This is a genomic window from Rhizobium sp. rho-13.1, assembly GCF_007000305.1.
GTDB classification, from domain to species: Bacteria; Pseudomonadota; Alphaproteobacteria; order Rhizobiales; family Rhizobiaceae; genus Rhizobium; species Rhizobium rhododendri.
Map to the genome: position 1 here is coordinate 1 of NZ_SCFL01000038.1, position 16749 is coordinate 16749.

At 55.1% G+C, this 16749-nt stretch carries 11 protein-coding genes and 2 pseudogenes; 8 read left to right on the forward strand and 5 right to left on the reverse strand.

Going from position 1 to position 16749, the window contains the following annotated elements:
• On the forward strand, positions 1–272 hold a 272-nt coding region (locus EQW76_RS29175), incomplete at its 5' end, for a hypothetical protein (RefSeq protein ID WP_143123488.1).
• Positions 273–748: 476 nt separating this feature from the next.
• Entirely contained in the window at positions 749–2029 is a 1281-nt protein-coding gene (locus EQW76_RS27770) for a wax ester/triacylglycerol synthase domain-containing protein (protein WP_142832425.1), read from the forward strand.
• Positions 2030–2474: 445 nt separating this feature from the next.
• On the opposite strand, the gene def is transcribed toward EQW76_RS27770, so the two are convergent.
• On the reverse strand, positions 2475–2957 hold the full coding sequence (gene def, locus EQW76_RS27775; RefSeq protein WP_142832426.1) for a peptide deformylase: 483 nt from the start codon (positions 2955–2957) through the stop codon (positions 2475–2477).
• A 1504-nt stretch (positions 2958–4461) separates the two neighbouring features.
• On the opposite strand from def, the gene EQW76_RS27780 reads away from it, so the two are divergent.
• The 5 genes and pseudogenes from EQW76_RS27780 (at position 4462) to EQW76_RS27800 (ending at position 10519) form a co-directional block, all read left to right on the forward strand.
• Positions 4462–4974, forward strand: a complete 513-nt coding sequence (locus EQW76_RS27780; RefSeq protein ID WP_244615585.1) for a GNAT family N-acetyltransferase — start codon at positions 4462–4464, stop codon at positions 4972–4974.
• A gap of 102 nt (positions 4975–5076) precedes the next feature.
• Entirely contained in the window at positions 5077–5514 is a 438-nt protein-coding gene (locus tag EQW76_RS27785; protein ID WP_142832428.1) for a VirK family protein, read from the forward strand.
• A 237-nt stretch (positions 5515–5751) separates the two neighbouring features.
• Positions 5752–6990 carry a cytochrome P450 gene (locus EQW76_RS27790; protein ID WP_142832429.1) on the forward strand — a complete coding sequence of 413 codons (1239 nt, stop codon included), beginning with the start codon at positions 5752–5754 and terminating at the stop codon, positions 6988–6990.
• Positions 6991–7115: 125 nt separating this feature from the next.
• Positions 7116–8149, forward strand: a pseudogene (locus EQW76_RS27795) (ABC transporter substrate-binding protein).
• Positions 8150–8509: 360 nt separating this feature from the next.
• On the forward strand, positions 8510–10519 hold the full coding sequence (locus EQW76_RS27800; RefSeq protein WP_161991120.1) for a S9 family peptidase: 2010 nt from the start codon (positions 8510–8512) through the stop codon (positions 10517–10519).
• A 574-nt stretch (positions 10520–11093) separates the two neighbouring features.
• Here EQW76_RS27800 and EQW76_RS27810 read toward each other — a convergent pair.
• From EQW76_RS27810 to EQW76_RS27820, 3 genes are all read right to left on the reverse strand, one after another.
• Positions 11094–14231 (reverse strand): efflux RND transporter permease subunit, encoded by a 3138-nt coding sequence (locus EQW76_RS27810; protein WP_142832431.1) that lies wholly within the window; start codon positions 14229–14231, stop codon positions 11094–11096.
• A gap of 3 nt (positions 14232–14234) precedes the next feature.
• Entirely contained in the window at positions 14235–15413 is a 1179-nt protein-coding gene (locus EQW76_RS27815; RefSeq protein WP_142832432.1) for an efflux RND transporter periplasmic adaptor subunit, read from the reverse strand.
• Positions 15414–16049: 636 nt separating this feature from the next.
• Positions 16050–16307, reverse strand: coding sequence for a hypothetical protein (locus EQW76_RS27820; RefSeq protein ID WP_202617244.1), 258 nt, complete (start codon positions 16305–16307; stop codon positions 16050–16052).
• Here EQW76_RS27820 and EQW76_RS30070 point away from each other — a divergent pair.
• Positions 16194–16442: pseudogene (locus EQW76_RS30070) on the forward strand (hypothetical protein); the annotation flags it as partial. The gene EQW76_RS27820 and the pseudogene EQW76_RS30070 overlap by 114 nt on opposite strands.
• Before the next feature lie 103 nt (positions 16443–16545).
• Here EQW76_RS30070 and EQW76_RS27825 read toward each other — a convergent pair.
• Positions 16546–16749: TetR/AcrR family transcriptional regulator C-terminal domain-containing protein (locus EQW76_RS27825; RefSeq protein WP_202617243.1), on the reverse strand; the 204-nt coding region annotated here is incomplete at its 5' end.

Sequence of the window (16749 nt, forward strand, 5' to 3'; positions counted from 1 at the left end):
CATCTCTGGCGCTTAACAGCAACCTGCATGCCGATACGCCCAACAATGTCATCCAGGCGATCCTCGGCGGCGTCGAGGCGCCGGCGATCCTCGCCGCGACGACAGGGCGCGAGGCACCCGAAGTCATGTCGATGCCGTCATTCCGCAATACGCTGGACGAGAGCCAGCTGAAGGCTCTCACCACCTATCTCCGGGCCCGCTTTGCCCCCGACAAGCCGGCATGGAACGACGCTTCGGCCGCTTTCCAACGCGCGGCCGCCACCGCACACTGAGGAAGACGCTTTACGGGAAACAGCATCCATTGCGGACATCAACAGCAATACTCCTTATGCGGTGGGAAAAGGACGCCGACGATAACATAGGCACGATGGGTCGGCACACGGTATCCGAGGCACATTCGTTGTGGCGGGCAGCGAGCCTTCGTTAACGACGTGGTTTGCTTCGAGAGAAGGCATCAGTGAACTCGCCCAGAATCATGCCCGAAGGGCCGTGCAGACCCGCAAATTGCCTGCGCACAGAGGTGAATTTGTTTGGGCTACACCCTTCTGGAGATCTCATTCGGGCGCCACAGGTGGTCTGATTCTGCTCAACCGCATGGGCCGATTTCACTCCAAGGAGCATGAAGCCGCCGGATTGTGTTCGTTGAATATGCGTAGTGGAAAGATTTCATGTGAGATCAATCCGCGTCGATTAGAATTCGCCCGGAGATGCCAACCCTTTGAAGGCTGCTAGAGCCCAAGGAGATTTTATGATCGATAGTGTAAGTGAACGGGATATGCGCTTGAAAAGAACGGTTCGTCCGATGGGGGCCCAAGAGCGCCTTCTGTATCTGTATTCCAGACGGCATCACCGACACTTCTGTCTAGTCGGCGAAATTTCGGGTTGTTTTGGTTTTTTGGAATTAGGAGCGGCGCTGTATAAGGCCCAAATGCGTCATCCTCATCTTTGGTATGCGGTCGAAGACGACGACGACGGCCCACATTTCATTGAACATATTCGGCCAGCCCCACTCGAGACGCGCGAGCCCAAAGGTCGAGATGGATGGCGGGGAACTGTCGAGGCAGAGTTGGCCAGACCTTTCGACCCGTGGGTCGCCCCTCTCTTGCGCGTGGCGGTTGTCCAAGCCCAGTCCGAGTCAAGACGTTTTTACGTCGTTTTGACCTTTCATCACGCGATCGCGGACGGCCTTTCCGGTGTTGCGCTCTTGAACGATATTGTGTCGTCGCTGAACGGCAACGAATTGGTCGTTGCCCCACGCAGGCCCTCTGTTGAAGATCTCGTTCGGTGCAGTGAGAACAAACAACCGGGAGACGCTACGGGCCGATCCGTGCAAGATTGCGCGGCAGTCGGCCGAGTTCGAAGTCAGTCATTGTGGAGGCCATTTAGCGGTGACCGACCACAAATTACTTCTGCATCCCTGGATCGTAACACTACCAACGCGTTAATAGAGAACAGCCGAAAGCATGGCACTACCGTGAATGGGGCATTGTCCGCTGCTTTGGCGATGGCGAACGCCGGAAATCACCCTACAGGCAGCTATTCGATCCTGTCGCCTATCAACATCCGGCCGCTCGCCAACGTCGACCCGAACGAGGTCGGATTATTCGTCTCGGTAGCGATAGTTGAACAGCGGTTAGACCTGTTAACGAGCTTCTGGGACACGGCCAGATCGTACTCCGATGCCGTGAGTAAAATGCGAACCAAAGAAAACATCCTGCGAAATATGTGGCGGTTGGAAAGCAGTCTGCCACAAATGGCCACAACTAATGTCGCATGTGGCCTCGCCCGTGGCTACGATGCAGTAATTTCGAACCTCGGATCAATTCACGCGCCACCATCCGGCGGAGTTGCCAAACTGGACGCCGTCTGGGGTCCACTGGTGCTTGGTCGGATTAAGAACGAGCGCATGATCGGCGCGGCAACACTGCAAGGCTCACTGCGCCTGACTGAGGCTCGTCCTATTCATATGCCGGAAAGCCTAGGGTCGACAGCGGCCTTGCTGACCAATGCAGCGCTTTCCAGCACCTAAGGTGCGTCGCCATTGGTAACCTCATATCCCACTACACATCGAAGCTGCGTGCCATACGCATTCTCAGCAACGTCTTCCTACAGAGTACTCCCTGCTGCGGCTTCCTTTCAATGATACTTGTGGCTGCTCTCACGTGACCACGTTTATCATCAGCTCGAAGCGCAGCACCTCTGCATCGATCCTGTGACGTCTACGCAGGGAATCAAGCAGAGTACCCTATCTGTTACCTCCTGATATCCTTCCCCTGCGCCGTCTCAATTTGAATGATCTGATCCACCGTCAGTCTCTGTCGATGGAGTCTTTTAAAGACCCGTCATAGCAAATGGGAAAACCGCTGGAGCCGTCGAGCCTAAACGGTGCGAGCCCGTAAATTTGGCCTTGCGTTGTTGTATCCCTTCACGAAGGCCGTCGAAACAGGCCACGTCTCTCTTTTGCTACCAAGGAGTCACGCCGAGACCGGCGGTTCTATGATCACTGGCTCACCGTGGTCCGTTATCAGGGTCCCGTTGAGATGATCGATCTCGTGCTGAAGACATGTAGCAAGGACGCCTTCGGCTTCGAGTATCTCTCTACCGCCACTCAGATTATCATATTCCACGGTAATCTTCGCTGGTCTAACCACTTCGACCATGGTGTTCGGAATCGACAGACAACCTTCCCTGAAAGTCGAGCATTCATCGGACGCATCGACAATCACTGGATTGATGAAAACCCGAGGATCCCGAGGCGCATCCCGGGCAACGTCTACGACCACGACGCGTTTCAGAATGCCGATCTGCACAGCCGCCAGGCCCGCACCAGATGCGTTGTACATGGTTTCCAGCATGTCATCGACTAAGAGAGCCGTTTCTGCGGCCTCGGGGTCGACCGCACGCGAAACCTGACGAAGTGCGGGGTCAGGTACTGTGATAATTGTCCTTATGGTCATTTCAGTCTCCAATCGTCATCGATCAAAGTGTGTGTGTCAAATTAGCTGATGGGGAGGGTAAAAAGTGCCCACGTTTATTTCACATCGCGAGCGCGCATGTCGGCTTCCCGCGGTTCTAACCGCGTCGATGTAGCAGCTGTGAGAATAACAGATCAACCCAAAAATGATCGAGGTGTGAAGATCAGTCTTTCAAACAGGCATGTGGGCGACGGATGACTATCATCTTCGGAACAGCGTTCAACAGAGCCACCCGTTTCGTGCGTAGCGCGCTTGCGCGCCATAAAATGTGTGAAGAAATAGAAGATTGGGTGGAGCGACGCACCTGTCGATGTAGGCCATATCAAAATGCTTCCGAGCGATCTCGAAACATATACTCGACTGATGATGGCTGTGGGGCCGGCTGGTCGCAAATTTGCAGGATTAGTCCAGCCACTGACCACCCCAACGAGATCACTCTCGCATCGGACCGCATCAAATTTTCACGTTGGCCTTTCTCCATAATCAATCAGCTCACAACCTGAAGTAGGCCAAAACACGACTCACCACGTTCAGCTGCGCGCAAAGCACGCTCTCGACTTCAGCTTGTGGATACATTCTTGTTAGCTATGGGACGATACTGATCCAGCGCCCACGTGAACATTTCGCAACAAAACATCACCCACGGCAACACAGAGATCTGGCATGTATCTCGGGGACCGTACCTGGTGTCCTTTGAGGTTCCAACGAGACGAAGCATCCGTGCCCATAAGACGGAGTTGGCCAATGACACCTATAGTTCTCAAGCGTCGCTCGCGGCCGAGCTATCTACACTTTCAAAGCGTCGGATTGGAGGACACAAATGCCAATGACACGCCGACAGTATCGGTTCGCTCGGCCTCGCTTAGAGATGGCGAAGCCGACTGCACGCTAAAGATTAGCTTGCCAAAACATAGCATCGTTCCGCGACTCAATTCCCAGCGTCATCTTGAAGTATATAATGAAATCAACCATATAGCTCTTCATAAAATCTTCATTTGCCAATTCACGAATTCGTGATCAAGTTTGGTAGGTGACAACACAATACGATTGCATGGGTGAAATATGCGGCAAAATGGCGGATTGTTAGCCAATTGCATAAAACGACTGATGTCTGCCTCCGGGGCCACAAAAGTATGAAGATCAAGCGCATCAAGTTGCTTCCTGATCAGCTTCCCGATGAGCGAAAGCGAGATCTCGGATTTCTAGATGGACAACCCTGTAAAGGCGGCGCTGAAGACGGGCTAGGGAGCGGGAATAGATCATTCGATCATGAACGTGTCTTCCATCTTAAGTGGTGAGTGTGGCCTCGTATGTCATGGTCAGGGAAATTCATCCTTTTAACTCAGCGGATCCCCGCCGCTCTGTCTGGTATTTCCGGCGCTGGTGTAAACGGGACCTCCTAAAATCTGTCGCACGCATCGCCTGAACCGAACGCATGCCGGGTCAGTCTGTCGTGTTGGCAACTAACCGGGACAAGGAGCATATTTTGGACAAACACGACATTTCATACAGACAGATTGTGCCCGGTGAAGGCTCTATTTTCAAACAGATATGGCTACAGGCCTTAAGGTCCACACCATCGTCCTACGCCAGCATTCTTGATGACTGGGAGTCTCTTTCCGAGGATGAATGGAATAGGCGGTTAACTGATCCAGTCTTCGGCGCTTTCCATAGTGGTATCCCTGTGGGATTGATGGGGCTTATTCGCAGGCATCCAGCAAAACTGAAGCACCGGGCTATTATTGTAATGGCTTACGTCCACGCTGACTTCCGGCGAACTGGAACTGCTTCGGCTCTGCTGAACCGTGTTATTTCTTTCGCGAAGGACAAAGGTATTTCGAAACTGGAGCTATGCGTCAGCGGCGAAAATGTATCTGCCATTGCATTCTATCGTAGTCAGCTTTTCTCCGATCTCTGCGTTGTGCCTGGCGGAATTATCGAGAATGGCAAGCCGGTTAAAGAAGTCCAGATGATACGCTCCATCGGTGATTTAGGGTAACGGCTTCCCCCGCAACGCAATTATGCTGCGTCAAGTTACGCGATGCCAATCAATTTGACGGCGCTTATCGAGCCATGCGCCGAGAGTTCCAAGGAGTACTGCATGAAGCGCGTCTTCACTATTCTTCTCGCGGCATTGCTACCCGCCGCCGCGAGTGCAACCGAGCATCGCCAGGGCCCCCTCGCCCTGCCAGCTGTAATCCGTATGCTTGGCAAAGGGCAGCCGGTCGCCGTCACCGTTGATCTCAGTCTTTGCAGCGCGGTACCGAACGATGCAAAGCCAAGCAAAACACGCGGTGGACTACGGATTAACGCATTCAGATTGACGGACGATGGGACGCTTGCCTTTGCTGACGAGCATATGACCATCGATCTCGATGGAAAGCCGATCGTTCAGTTTTTACGATACAAAGTCCACCCAGATAACAGCGCTCAATTTTCTATGACTGTGTTCAGCCTGCCCGCGTACGAACAAAAGGGTACGACAGTCGAATTCAACTGTGCGATGGACCGTGGATTAAGTTTTTTCCCAACGCGCTAATTTGGGTGCACTTAGATGTTTTTGCGTGACAGGCACATCTAACGACGCGGGGAAATTCGCGCCAATTCCGTTGCGAACGTTATTCAACGTGGATCTGCCACCACTGTTACCAGAACACAATGCATGCCTGCTGTCGCCGCTAAAGAACACTAACGCCCTGCCTGACGCGTCGGTTGTGTTTCGGCAGCTGGCCGGAAATTTAGGCGGCGGATGAGCCGAATTAAAGGATATTGATGAATGACCCTAGACAACTCCGCAGAGCGGTCTACGAACTTTCGAGTTCCGGTGCTACCCATTTCAACCCTGAGCGCCGACCCTCATCGCGTCTACCGGCACTACCGAAAGGAGATTCCGTTCATCTTGTCGGAAGCGGGGGTATATCTGATCTTGCGTGCCGACGACGTTCTCAGTCTGTGCAGCGATGCCAAGACACGTCAGGTAGAAACAGAGTTGGTCACCCTGCGCGGCGTTGAGGATGGGCCAATCTGGGAATTCGTGCGAAACGGGATGCTGACGTCGAATGGCGATGTCCATTTGCGCAGACGATCTCCCCTGACCAGGACATTCGCCTTCAAGATGATTGATGCGTTGCGCCCTCTCATTAGACAGACTGTTGCGCAGATCGCCGATACCGCAGCGCCCGATGGTGGCATGGACTTGCTTGAGGACTTTGCCGCTCTTATTCCGGCCAGGATCATTGCGTCGATCTTGGGCCTCCCCCAGGACGATGTGAATAGATTTACAGAGATCGTATACCGTTTCAGTCCGCTCCTGGGCGGATCTTGGCGTGCGCAAGATGTACCGCAGCTTCAACGAGCAGCCGGCGAGCTGAGATCATATGTTGCTGACGTCGTGGCAAAGCGCAGCTACGAAAAAAACAATGACTTTGTGAGCAAACTTCTCTCGGATGTGGAAAGCGACGGATCCTTGTCCGCCGAGGAAGTGATTACCCAGATCATGACTTTGATCGTCGGTGGCAGCGACACGACGCGATCTGCCATCGTCATTCAGCTGGCAGTCCTTCTCCAGCATCCTGAGCAATGGAATGCAGTTTTAGACAATCACGACCTGGTTCCAAAGGCCGTGCTGGAATGCCTTCGTTATGAGCCCGCAATAGGCTCGGTTCCGCGCTTTACCACGACCGATATCGAGTTAGACGGGGCGCTCCTCCCTGCCAATAAAGCTTGCTCGCTAGTGACCATGTCCGCCCTCCGAGACGAGCATCTCTATAACGACCCTGATCGACTGGATATCACAAGAGAGCAATTGAAATGGCATCCGGTATTTGGCGCTGGAGCGCACCGTTGTCTGGGCGAAGCACTGGCAAAAGCTGAGCTGGAAGAGGCATTGACCGTCCTAGCAGAGAGGTTCCCGACCATCAGAGCTGCTGGTGCTTTTCCGAAAGTCACCGGCTTTTCGGGCATCCGAACGGTTCAAAACTTTCCGGTGACTTGGGACGCCAATCGAGCTCGATAGAGCTGGACACCAAGACCTCCGAGCAAGTTCTGGTTTGAACCGATCTTGGCTCCAATAATCTGTTCCAACGCCCTCTGGCGGTGTGGTCAGCAACATGAGTGAAGTAAAAAATTAGGGACTGTGTGATGAATCGTAGAACGTTTTTGGTCAGCACTACGGCATTGGCGGTTGCCGCCAGATTCGTTGGTCTGGGTCCCGCAGCGGCTGCAGGCGAAAAGGCGGAGAAGCCTAACTTAACTATCGGAGTTGGCGGTAAGCCTCTCCTTTACTATCTCCCACTGACAATTGCCGAGCGAAAGGGGTTCTTCGAAGAAGAGGGTCTAAACGTCATCATTAATGACTTTTCCGGTGGCGCCAAATCGCTGCAGGCGCTTATCGGCGGATCGTTAGACGTTGTCGTTGGCGCGTATGAGCACACAATCAGGATGCAGAATAAAGGCCAGGACATTGCTGCTGTCTGCGGCCTCGGCCGTTTTCCTGGGATCGTAATAGCGGTGCGCAAAAGCCTGGCAAGCGACGTTAGATCGGTAAGGGAGCTGAAAGGTAGGAAGATGGCTGTAACGGCGCCGGGTTCATCGACCGCGCTCATGCTCCAATATGCTTTGATAAAAAATGGCCTGAAGGCGGACGATGTCGCATTGGTCGGCACGGGTGGGGGAGCCAGCGCCTTGGCTGCACTCAAGAGTGGCGAAGTTGACGGCCTTTCCTATGTGGACCCCGTCATTGCCCAGCTCGAACGCGAGGGCGAAGTCCAAATTTTGATTGATACGAGAACCGAGGCTGGGACCCGCGAGCTGTTCGGAGGCCCTAATCCCGCCGCATCAGTCTATACGACCCGTAGTTTTATTGAGGCTAATCCTATCACCATCCAGAAGCTTGTTAACGCCTTCCTCAAGGCGCTCAAATTTATCCAAGCTTCAACGCCTGAGGATATCGCCGCAGCCGTTCCGCAGGAGTATTTGATGGGCGACAAAAGCCTCTACGTCGAAGCTTTTTTAGAAATTCGAGGGAAATGTACTCACTCGATGGGATGGTGACAGAGGAAGGCTACAAATCGATGATGAGTGTATTGAAAACACTTGATCCGGAACTTGCAAATAGCGACGTGCCATTCAGTAGGACGTTCGATCCATCCTTTGTAAAATCTTCAATGCGGTAGTGAAGCAGCGAATACGACTGTGCTGCGGTCAGTCCTGGACGAACGCGCATGTCGATGTCAGCGAACTAATCGGGCATCAAATGTGTGCGGCGCAAGCAGCACCGTGCATTCTCATTTCTCCCGCGATAAGCGGCTGGATGCGGCGGCCCCACACAATCTAAAGGAGGCGCTGTAGCCGGGCTGCGATGCGTAGACCGCAACTGTGCCGAATGATGCCTTTAGCCCCCTGTCATGTGAGATTGAGATTCTTCAATGAAGCTAGTATTTCCTCTTACGGCGTCGCTCCTTACAGCCGTGACGCAGTCACCGACCGAGGCGGACGTCCAGGCACTGCACCTTCGCTCGCCCGTCGCTCCACCGATGAAAACTGCCGAATTCGGCGGTCCGATTGGCCCCTCTGACATCATGCAGTTACAGGACATGCGTCATTTGGAAATGTCGCCTGATGGTAAGACAATATTGTTTGTCGTCCAACGGCAAGTGGCGACGTTCGGCTCTGACCAGCAAAGGATATGGTTCGTGCCGACCGACGGCAGCGAACCCGCGCGTGAGCTCGTCAACGGTGCTGGTGTTGACAACACACCGCGCTGGTCTCCGGACGGTGAAATAATCGCGTTCCTGTCGAACCGCAGGAGTAAAGGAACGACGGGAACCGATATGTCGACCGCAGGCAAGCCCGACGAATCCAGCCGGCCTGAAGGCCAAGCCGATGGATCGCCGCCAGCTGTTTTGGACGCCGGGGGCAAACAGACCCGCCAGCTTTGGAAGGTTGGGCGCAATGGTGGCGAACCAGTGCCGCTCACCGCAGTGCCATATGACATTACTGATTTCGCATGGTCGCCCGACGGGACAAAGATTGCCTTTCTAAGTGCTGATCCAGATACACCGGGGGAAAAGGCAGATCGTGAGGCGAAGCGTGACTGGGTCGAGTTGGACAAGGCTGGCCACATGTCCCGCCTTTGGGTTCTGGATCTTTTGAGCCACGAGGCGCAACCTGTCTCGCCAGAAACTGTCAACGTCAGTAAAATGGCGTGGTCTCCGGATGGAAAACGCATGGCGGTCCGTATCGCGGATACGAGCGCGATCAATGATTATTTCTACCATTCGCGGATCACCACTTTTGATTTCGAGAACGGCACATTCGGCAAGACGCTCATTGAACATGCCGCGGAAGGCCCGTTTTGGGCACCCGACGGCACTGCTATCCTCGCCTCGGAAATTCTCACGCCGGGATTCATTGGCACGGCCCCCCGCGTTTACAACTTTGCGACAAATACACTCACTAAGCTCGTCGACGACTACGCGGGGTTGTTGACGCGATTGCAATGGGCTGCGGATAGCCGCTCCATCCTCGCCCTGTCATTTGAGGAGACGCAATCCAGATTAGTCAGATTCGCAGCGACTGGGAACGGGCGTGTCACGCGGCTTGCCACTTTGGAAGGTGAGGCTTTCGACCTCACGACTAGTCGAGATGATCGCCTCGTCGCGGTTGCGCTGTCGAGCCCTGAGCGACCCGCCGACGTATGGACCATCGCCGGCAAACAGATCCGTCCAATCACGATGATCAATCCGCAAGTCGCCCACTGGAAATGTGGCAAGGTCAGTCAAATATCTTGGACCAATAGCCGTGACGGCAAACGGATCTATGGTGTCCTCGTTACGCCGCCCGACTACACTCCTGGGAGCCCGATCAAGACAGTCATCCAAATTCACGGCGGTCCCGAATGGGCGTGGTGGGCGGGGTGGCTCGGCAGCTGGCACGAATGGGCGCAAATGCTGGCGACGAATGGCTATGCCGTATTGCTGCCCAATCCGCGCGGTTCGGACGGTCAAGGCACGGCCTTTGCGCGAGCGATTGGGCATGACTGGGGCGGAATGGACTATCAAGATGTGATTGACGGCGTTGACATGCTCGTCGCCATGAAGATTTCAGACCCTTCGCGCCTCGGCATCGGCGGATGGAGCTATGGCGGGTTCATGGCGGCCTGGGCGGTGACGCACAGCGAGCGCTTCAAGGCAGCAGTGGTCGGTGCTGCTCCAACCAACATGACTACGATGGCGCGCATTACCGACACGCCCGACTACACCATGGGTTATTTCGGCGAGCCATCCGCGCACCTTGCCGATCTCGATAGGGTATCGCCCGTGCGGATGTTGGAAAACGTTCATACGCCAGTGCTGGTACTGCACGGCGAGGCAGATACGCGAGTGCCGATAGCGCTTGGTCTGGAGTTCTACCGAGGACTAAGACTCCTTGGCAAACCCGTTAAGATGATCAGCTATCCACGGGAAGCTCACTGGTTTAGCGAGCCCGAGCATCAGTTGGATATCCAGCGTCGCGTACTCGATTGGTTTGATAGACACCTCTAGGTGAGAGAAACGAATGCCGAGCAACTCTGCGTTCGACTGACGCACCTAAGCCATGGGGCCCAGGTCAATGCGTTGATCAACACGCTGAAGGCGGCTGAAATCACCGATTGCTGTACAACGCTCACGCCCTTATCGCCACAAGGCGGAACAGTTTATCACCAGCGTCTTTCATGCACATGATGGGGCTCAAATAGACACATTTCCACACACGCTGTTTGTTCGGCTCGGAGCCGACGGAAAAATCCTATGTGCTGTAGGCACTCGCTTCACACACAGTGGTTTTTTCCCAGCGATATCTGAGCGAGCCCGATCGAGAAAGCCATCTTCAGAATCGCCCGCACCCCGCCAATCGCGGTCAACGATTGAAGCTGGAGGATAACCTCCTTCGACTTGCCTATCTCCTGTTTGAGCATGCGTCTGAAACGGAGGCTATCGAGCTCGACCGGGCGATTATTGCCGAAGCGATCCGTTTCCCCAATCTCCGGCTATAGCGTGGCATCATTGAAGACCGCTTAAGCCTATTTATGAAGGGCATCCGCCCGCAAAGTCGTGTGCCTGTCTCCATATCAGACACTCACTTATCAGCAATCTGTGGCGCCTCGTCCGATTGATGCTTAGAAGGATCCTTGCTGAACTTCATGACGAAGGCAAAAAAGACCGGAACGAAAAAGATTGCTAGGACAGTGGCGGAGATCATGCCGCCAAGGACGCCGGTCCCAATTGCAGCTTGGCTGCCGGAGCCCGCGCCTGTGGCAATGGCCAAGGGCACTACCCCCAGAGCGAAGGCGAGTGAGGTCATCAGGATTGGCCGGAAACGAAGATGTGCCGCCTCTATTGCCGCGTCGAACGTCGACTTTCCCTTGGCCCGAAGATCCTTCGCGAACTCGATGATCAGGATGGCGTTCTTGGCGGAAAGCCCCATGATGGTGATTAGGCCGACCTTGAAGTAGATGTCGTTCGGCATGTCGCGCAGCATTACCGCACCGACCGCGCCAATGACGCCGAGCGGGATGACAAGCAGTACCGAAAGCGGAATTGCCCAGCTTTCGTACAGCGCCGCAAGGCAAAGGAATACCAGAATGACGGACAGGCCCAGCAACATCGGGACCTGAGAGCCGGATTGGATTTCCTGCAGTGACTGGCCACTCCACTCATAGCCGAAGCCCGGCGGCAGGGTATTGGCAATCCGTTCGACCTCGGTGATAGCCTCACCGGAGGAAAAGCCTGCAGCCGCCTGTCCACTGAGACGGACGGCCGGGAAACCGTTGTATCCGACGATCTGCGTCGTGCCTCTCGTAAAGGCGTAGCTTGCAAAGGCTGAGATTGGCACCATACCTCCATTTGAATTTCTCACCGTCAACTTCATCACATCGAAGATCGTGCTGCGTTTGTTCGCATCGGCCTGCACGGTGACCCTCTGCATGCGTCCCGCGTTGGGGAAGTCATTGACATAGGACGAGCCGAGACTAGTGCTGATCGTCTTGTTGATATCGGCGAATGTGACGCCATAGGTGTTTGCCTTCTCGCGATCGATAGTCAGTACGGTTTGCGGCGCATCGGCGAGGCCCTCGACCATGACGCCAGCGAGGATCTGGCTCTTGGCTGCTTCCGCCATGAATTGGTCACGCGCGGCATTCAAAGCTTCAGTCCCCTGGTTGCCACGATCTTGAAGGCGGAACGCAAAACCATTCGATGTGCCAAGACCCGAAATAGCTGGCGGCGACATTGCATAGGCTGTCGAGTCCATAATGGCCCGAAATCCGGAATTGAACTTGGCCGATAGAGCCTGTGCCGACTGCTCCGCGGTCCTCTCGCTCCAGTCTCTCAGGGTGATGAAAGACAGTCCGGCATTCTCGCCCGACCCGGAGAAGCTGAAGCCGCTAATTGCGACCACGCGGTCCACGGATGGTTCGGACGTCACAACATTCTCCATCAGCTTGATGGAGCCGAGTGTTCGCTCAGCCGTAGCATCTGCCGGCCCCTGGATCTGGGCCAGCAGCGTGCCCTGATCTTCGTCCGGCAGGAAGGAAGACGGCAGTTGCAGGAACATCCAGGCGGTCGCAGCGGCGACGGCGAGATAAATCAGCATGGTACTACCCGACCGTCTGAGCAGGCCCGCGACCCAACCGCTATATTTGTTGGAGCCTCTGTCGAAAGCACGATTAAACCAACCGAAGAAGCCTTTCTTGGTATGAGCTTCGCCCTTCTGGACAGGCTTTAGAAACGTCGCACAAAGCGCTGGTGTAAGCGTCAGGGCCAGGAAAGCCGAAAAGAGGATCGACGATACCATCGTCAGCGAGAACTGCTTGTAGATTACGCCAACGGCGCCTGGAAAAAAGGCCATTGGCACGAAGACAGCAGTCAACACCAAGGTAATCCCAATCACGGCCCCGGTAATTTGAGTCATCGCCTTCTTCGTTGCTTCCCTTGGGTGGAGCCCCTCCTCCATCATGATCCGCTCGACATTCTCAACGACAACGATCGCGTCATCAACGAGGATGCCGATCGCAAGAACCATACCGAACATCGTCAGCACATTGATCGAGAACCCGAGCGTGTACATCACGCCGCATGCACCAAGAAGCGCGACTGGTACGACGATCGTAGGTATGATGGTGTACCGGATATTCTGGAGGAAGAGGAACATGACGAGGAAGACGAGGACCATCGCCTCGGCAAGCGTCATCAGCACCTGTTCAATAGAGATGTAGACGAACGGTGTGGTGTCGTAAGGTACCGAATACTCGATGTCTTCGGGAAGCGAGGACGCCAGCTGCGCCAGCCGCGCTTTGATGGCGGTAGCGGTGGTCAGCGCGTTGCCGCCGGGTGCAAGCTCAATCGAAGCGCCTGCAGCCGCTTTTCCGTCGATCCGCACCGAGGTGGCATAGCTGTCGGCGCCAACTTCAATTCGCGCCACGTCACGCAAACGTACCGCGGAGCCGTCGGTATCAGCGCGCAATACGATCTGACCGAACTCGTCCGGTGACGTCAACTGGCCCTTGATGAGCAAGGATCCCGTGACGCGCCTGTCCGTCTGGGAGGGCGCTGCTCCGAGGCGGCCGGCCGCAACCTTCGCGTTTTGAGCTTGAATGGCATTTGTAACATCGGCTGGTGTTAAACTGAGACCGAGTAGCTTGTCCGGATCAAGCCAGACCCTCATCGCGCGCTCACTTCCAAACAGTTGCACCTTGCCAACACCTGGAACGCGCCGCAATTCATTGGCGACGTTGCGGCTCATGTAGTCACCAAGCGCGATACCGTCCATTGTACCCCTCTTCGATTGCAAGGCGACCAGAAGCAGAATGCCACCACCTGCGGTGTCCACGCTGATCCCTTGTTGAACGATGGAGGACGGTAGTCGAGCCTCTACACGGCGCACCCGGTTCTGGACCTCAACCGCGGCTGTTTCCGGCGCCGTTCCAGGCGCAAATGTTACGGTTATGCTAATTCCGCCCTGGGCATTCGACGTGGATTCGTAATAAAGAAGACCGGGAATGCCGTTGAGCTCCTCCTCCACCAAACGTGTTACGCCCTCGTAGGTGTCTTCGGGGGAGGCCCCGGGATAGGTTGCGGAGATCGTGATCTGCGGCGGCGCTACATTCGGATACTGTGAGATCGGCAACAACGTCAGTGAAATTGCGCCAGCCAGTATGATGCCGATGGAAAGCACCCACGCAAAAACTGGGCGGTCGATGAAGAATGCGGCGAGCACGGATCAGCCCTCCTTTTTTATGGGGGCGTCAGCCCTGGATGGCTTGCTCCATGGTTCAGTCTTAACCGCCTGCCCGGGGGTGACCTTCTGGAAACCTTCGACAATGACTTTGTCTCCAGCCAAAAGTCCCTTGATAACCACCCAGCGGCCCTCGAAGATCCAACCAAGCGTCACCTCGCGGATTTCGACCTTGTCTTGCGCATTCACGATATATAGCCGCGGCTTTCCGGTGGTGTCGCGCTGGACGGACTGCTCGGGAACGGCGAACGCTCCTTCAAGAGCGCCTTGTTGAAGGTTTGAGCGAACAAACATGCCCGGTAGCAGGTTTCGCTCTGGGTTAGGAAACTCACCACGCAGGATTAGCTGGCCGGTCTGCGCGTTGACGCTCACCTCAGAAAACAGGAGTTTGCCGTCATGCGGATAGGTACGCCCTTGCTCCGTCACCAGCTTAATGCTGACGCTGCCTGCCGCATCTTCTTTGAGGTCGCCGCTCCTGATAGCGTTGCGCAGAAGGATTAACGTGTCGGCCGGCTGTGTGAAGTCCGCATAAATCGGATCGATTTGCTGGATTGTCGCCATGACATCCGAAGTCGGGCTGACTAACGTACCCTCCGTGACCAAAGCTCGACCGATGTTGCCGGTGATTGGAGCCTTGATTTGTGTATACTGCAGTTCTAATTGCGCCGATCGAAGGTCAGCCTGGGCGCGAGAAACGTCAGCGTTGCTTTGTGCCAATTGTCCTACGGCAGTTTCACTGTCGTCAGCGCTGGCAACACCTTTCTGCTGTAGCTGGGTCAGCCTCTCGGCTTTTTGCCCTGCCAGCTTGCGGGCCGCGAGGGCTGCGTCGAGCGTGGCCTGCGCTGAATCCACCTTCGCCTGAAACGGCGCCGGGTCGATGACGTACAGCAGGTCACCTTCTGTAACATTTGTCCCTTGCTCGAAGATACGTCGAAGCACGAGACCGGTAATCCGCGGGCGGACATCTGCTGTGATCATCGGCGATACCCGACCCGGTAGCTCGCTGATCACGGGGATGGTCTCAGGCTTGGCTTCCACGATCGAAACCGCGAGGGGCAGTTCTACAGCCTGCTTTTGTTCTCCCTCTTTTTCTGTACACGCTGCCAGCGATAGAATGGCACAGGCCAAGAAGGCCAAACGGAGGGGCTTTGTCACATCGTGCATGGGTGGTCCTAAGAAGGAATGGTCCGAAAGAGCAAACCGTTGGTGTCTAAAACGCGGTCGTAACGCAACGGCGGCATTGCGCTCCGACTGCCAGAATTGCCGGACCGCCGGCGCAGCCGGTCTGGAAACCCGCCTGGGGAGGCATGGGACAGGCCTCCCCGGGCGAGCATGACCAATATGCTGCCGATTACCGCACAATAGGCCATGACAGGAGGTCTCGGTGCTAGATCGGTGACCGAGCTTGCCGAGGATGACCAAGTACCAGCTTAAGCTGTGAGTTTGGATGCTATTTTGTTATTAAATGTTGCGGCGGTGATGGGTGCGTTGCGTTTAGAAGTCGCGCGAAAGCTTACTTTGAAAGAGCTGGTATCCGAGCAGCGGCAAACGTAGCAAAGCGATGCCGCAATCGTCACGACGGCATCGGCATTAGGGATAGACAATGCCGGTGGCAAGTGACGGGGCCTTTGAGAACCGATGCGCTAGCTTCCGACAGTGGATATGAGGCCGCTTTTCTACATGCTCGGACAGGTGCATTCGCAGTCCAACTGAGCTCAATTACACAGGCGGCAATCCGCGTAAAATAACCATTGTAACGTTGTAACGTCCAACTTGACTAATAATCGATCGTTGGTAATTTTAACCGCCGAATTGAACGGCCTGCCGCTTGAAACGTTCAACCTCCGAAAGCAAGGCAATTAACTTCTTGCTTGAAATCTCCCGCCGAAAAAGCACCGACCCACCTCTCTCGATTTCGCTTTTGGCCAATCCAATGCCGATTATGCCAACGGAATGGCCGAAGCCGTCGTGAAAATCTTCAAGCGCGACTGTGTCTCGGTCAATTCCATCCCGGACGCCGAAACGGTCATCGCCCAACTGCCATTGTGGTTCGAGCACTAAAACAGGCTTCACTCGCACAAAGCATTGGGGTATCGATTCCTGCGCGAGTTCTTAACCGTCAAACAGAAATCTGATCCTGTACGGTTTTTATGGGGCAACTCCAGGGTTCGAGCAGTTGGAGCAAGCGCTTGAGGATCAGTTGATCGCCGCCGCCAAGTCGTCCACAGCTAGTCACATTTAATCATCGCTTCACAGGCGGAACCCTAAACAATCCAATAAAAAAAGCTTTGCCTCACTACGTGGGCTTCGAGCCGTAAGCTGCAAGGAATGTCTTCACGGCGCCCCTGATCACTCGCTCGATCTCGACATCCTCAGGCGGCGCATTCATGGTGCCGAATAGACGGAGTTTGAAGAAGCTACCACTACACAGATCGAGGTATTGACCGTACGCATCCGAGCTGAACCGGATTGCGGATTTGAGTGATCGTGTGGATGCTCT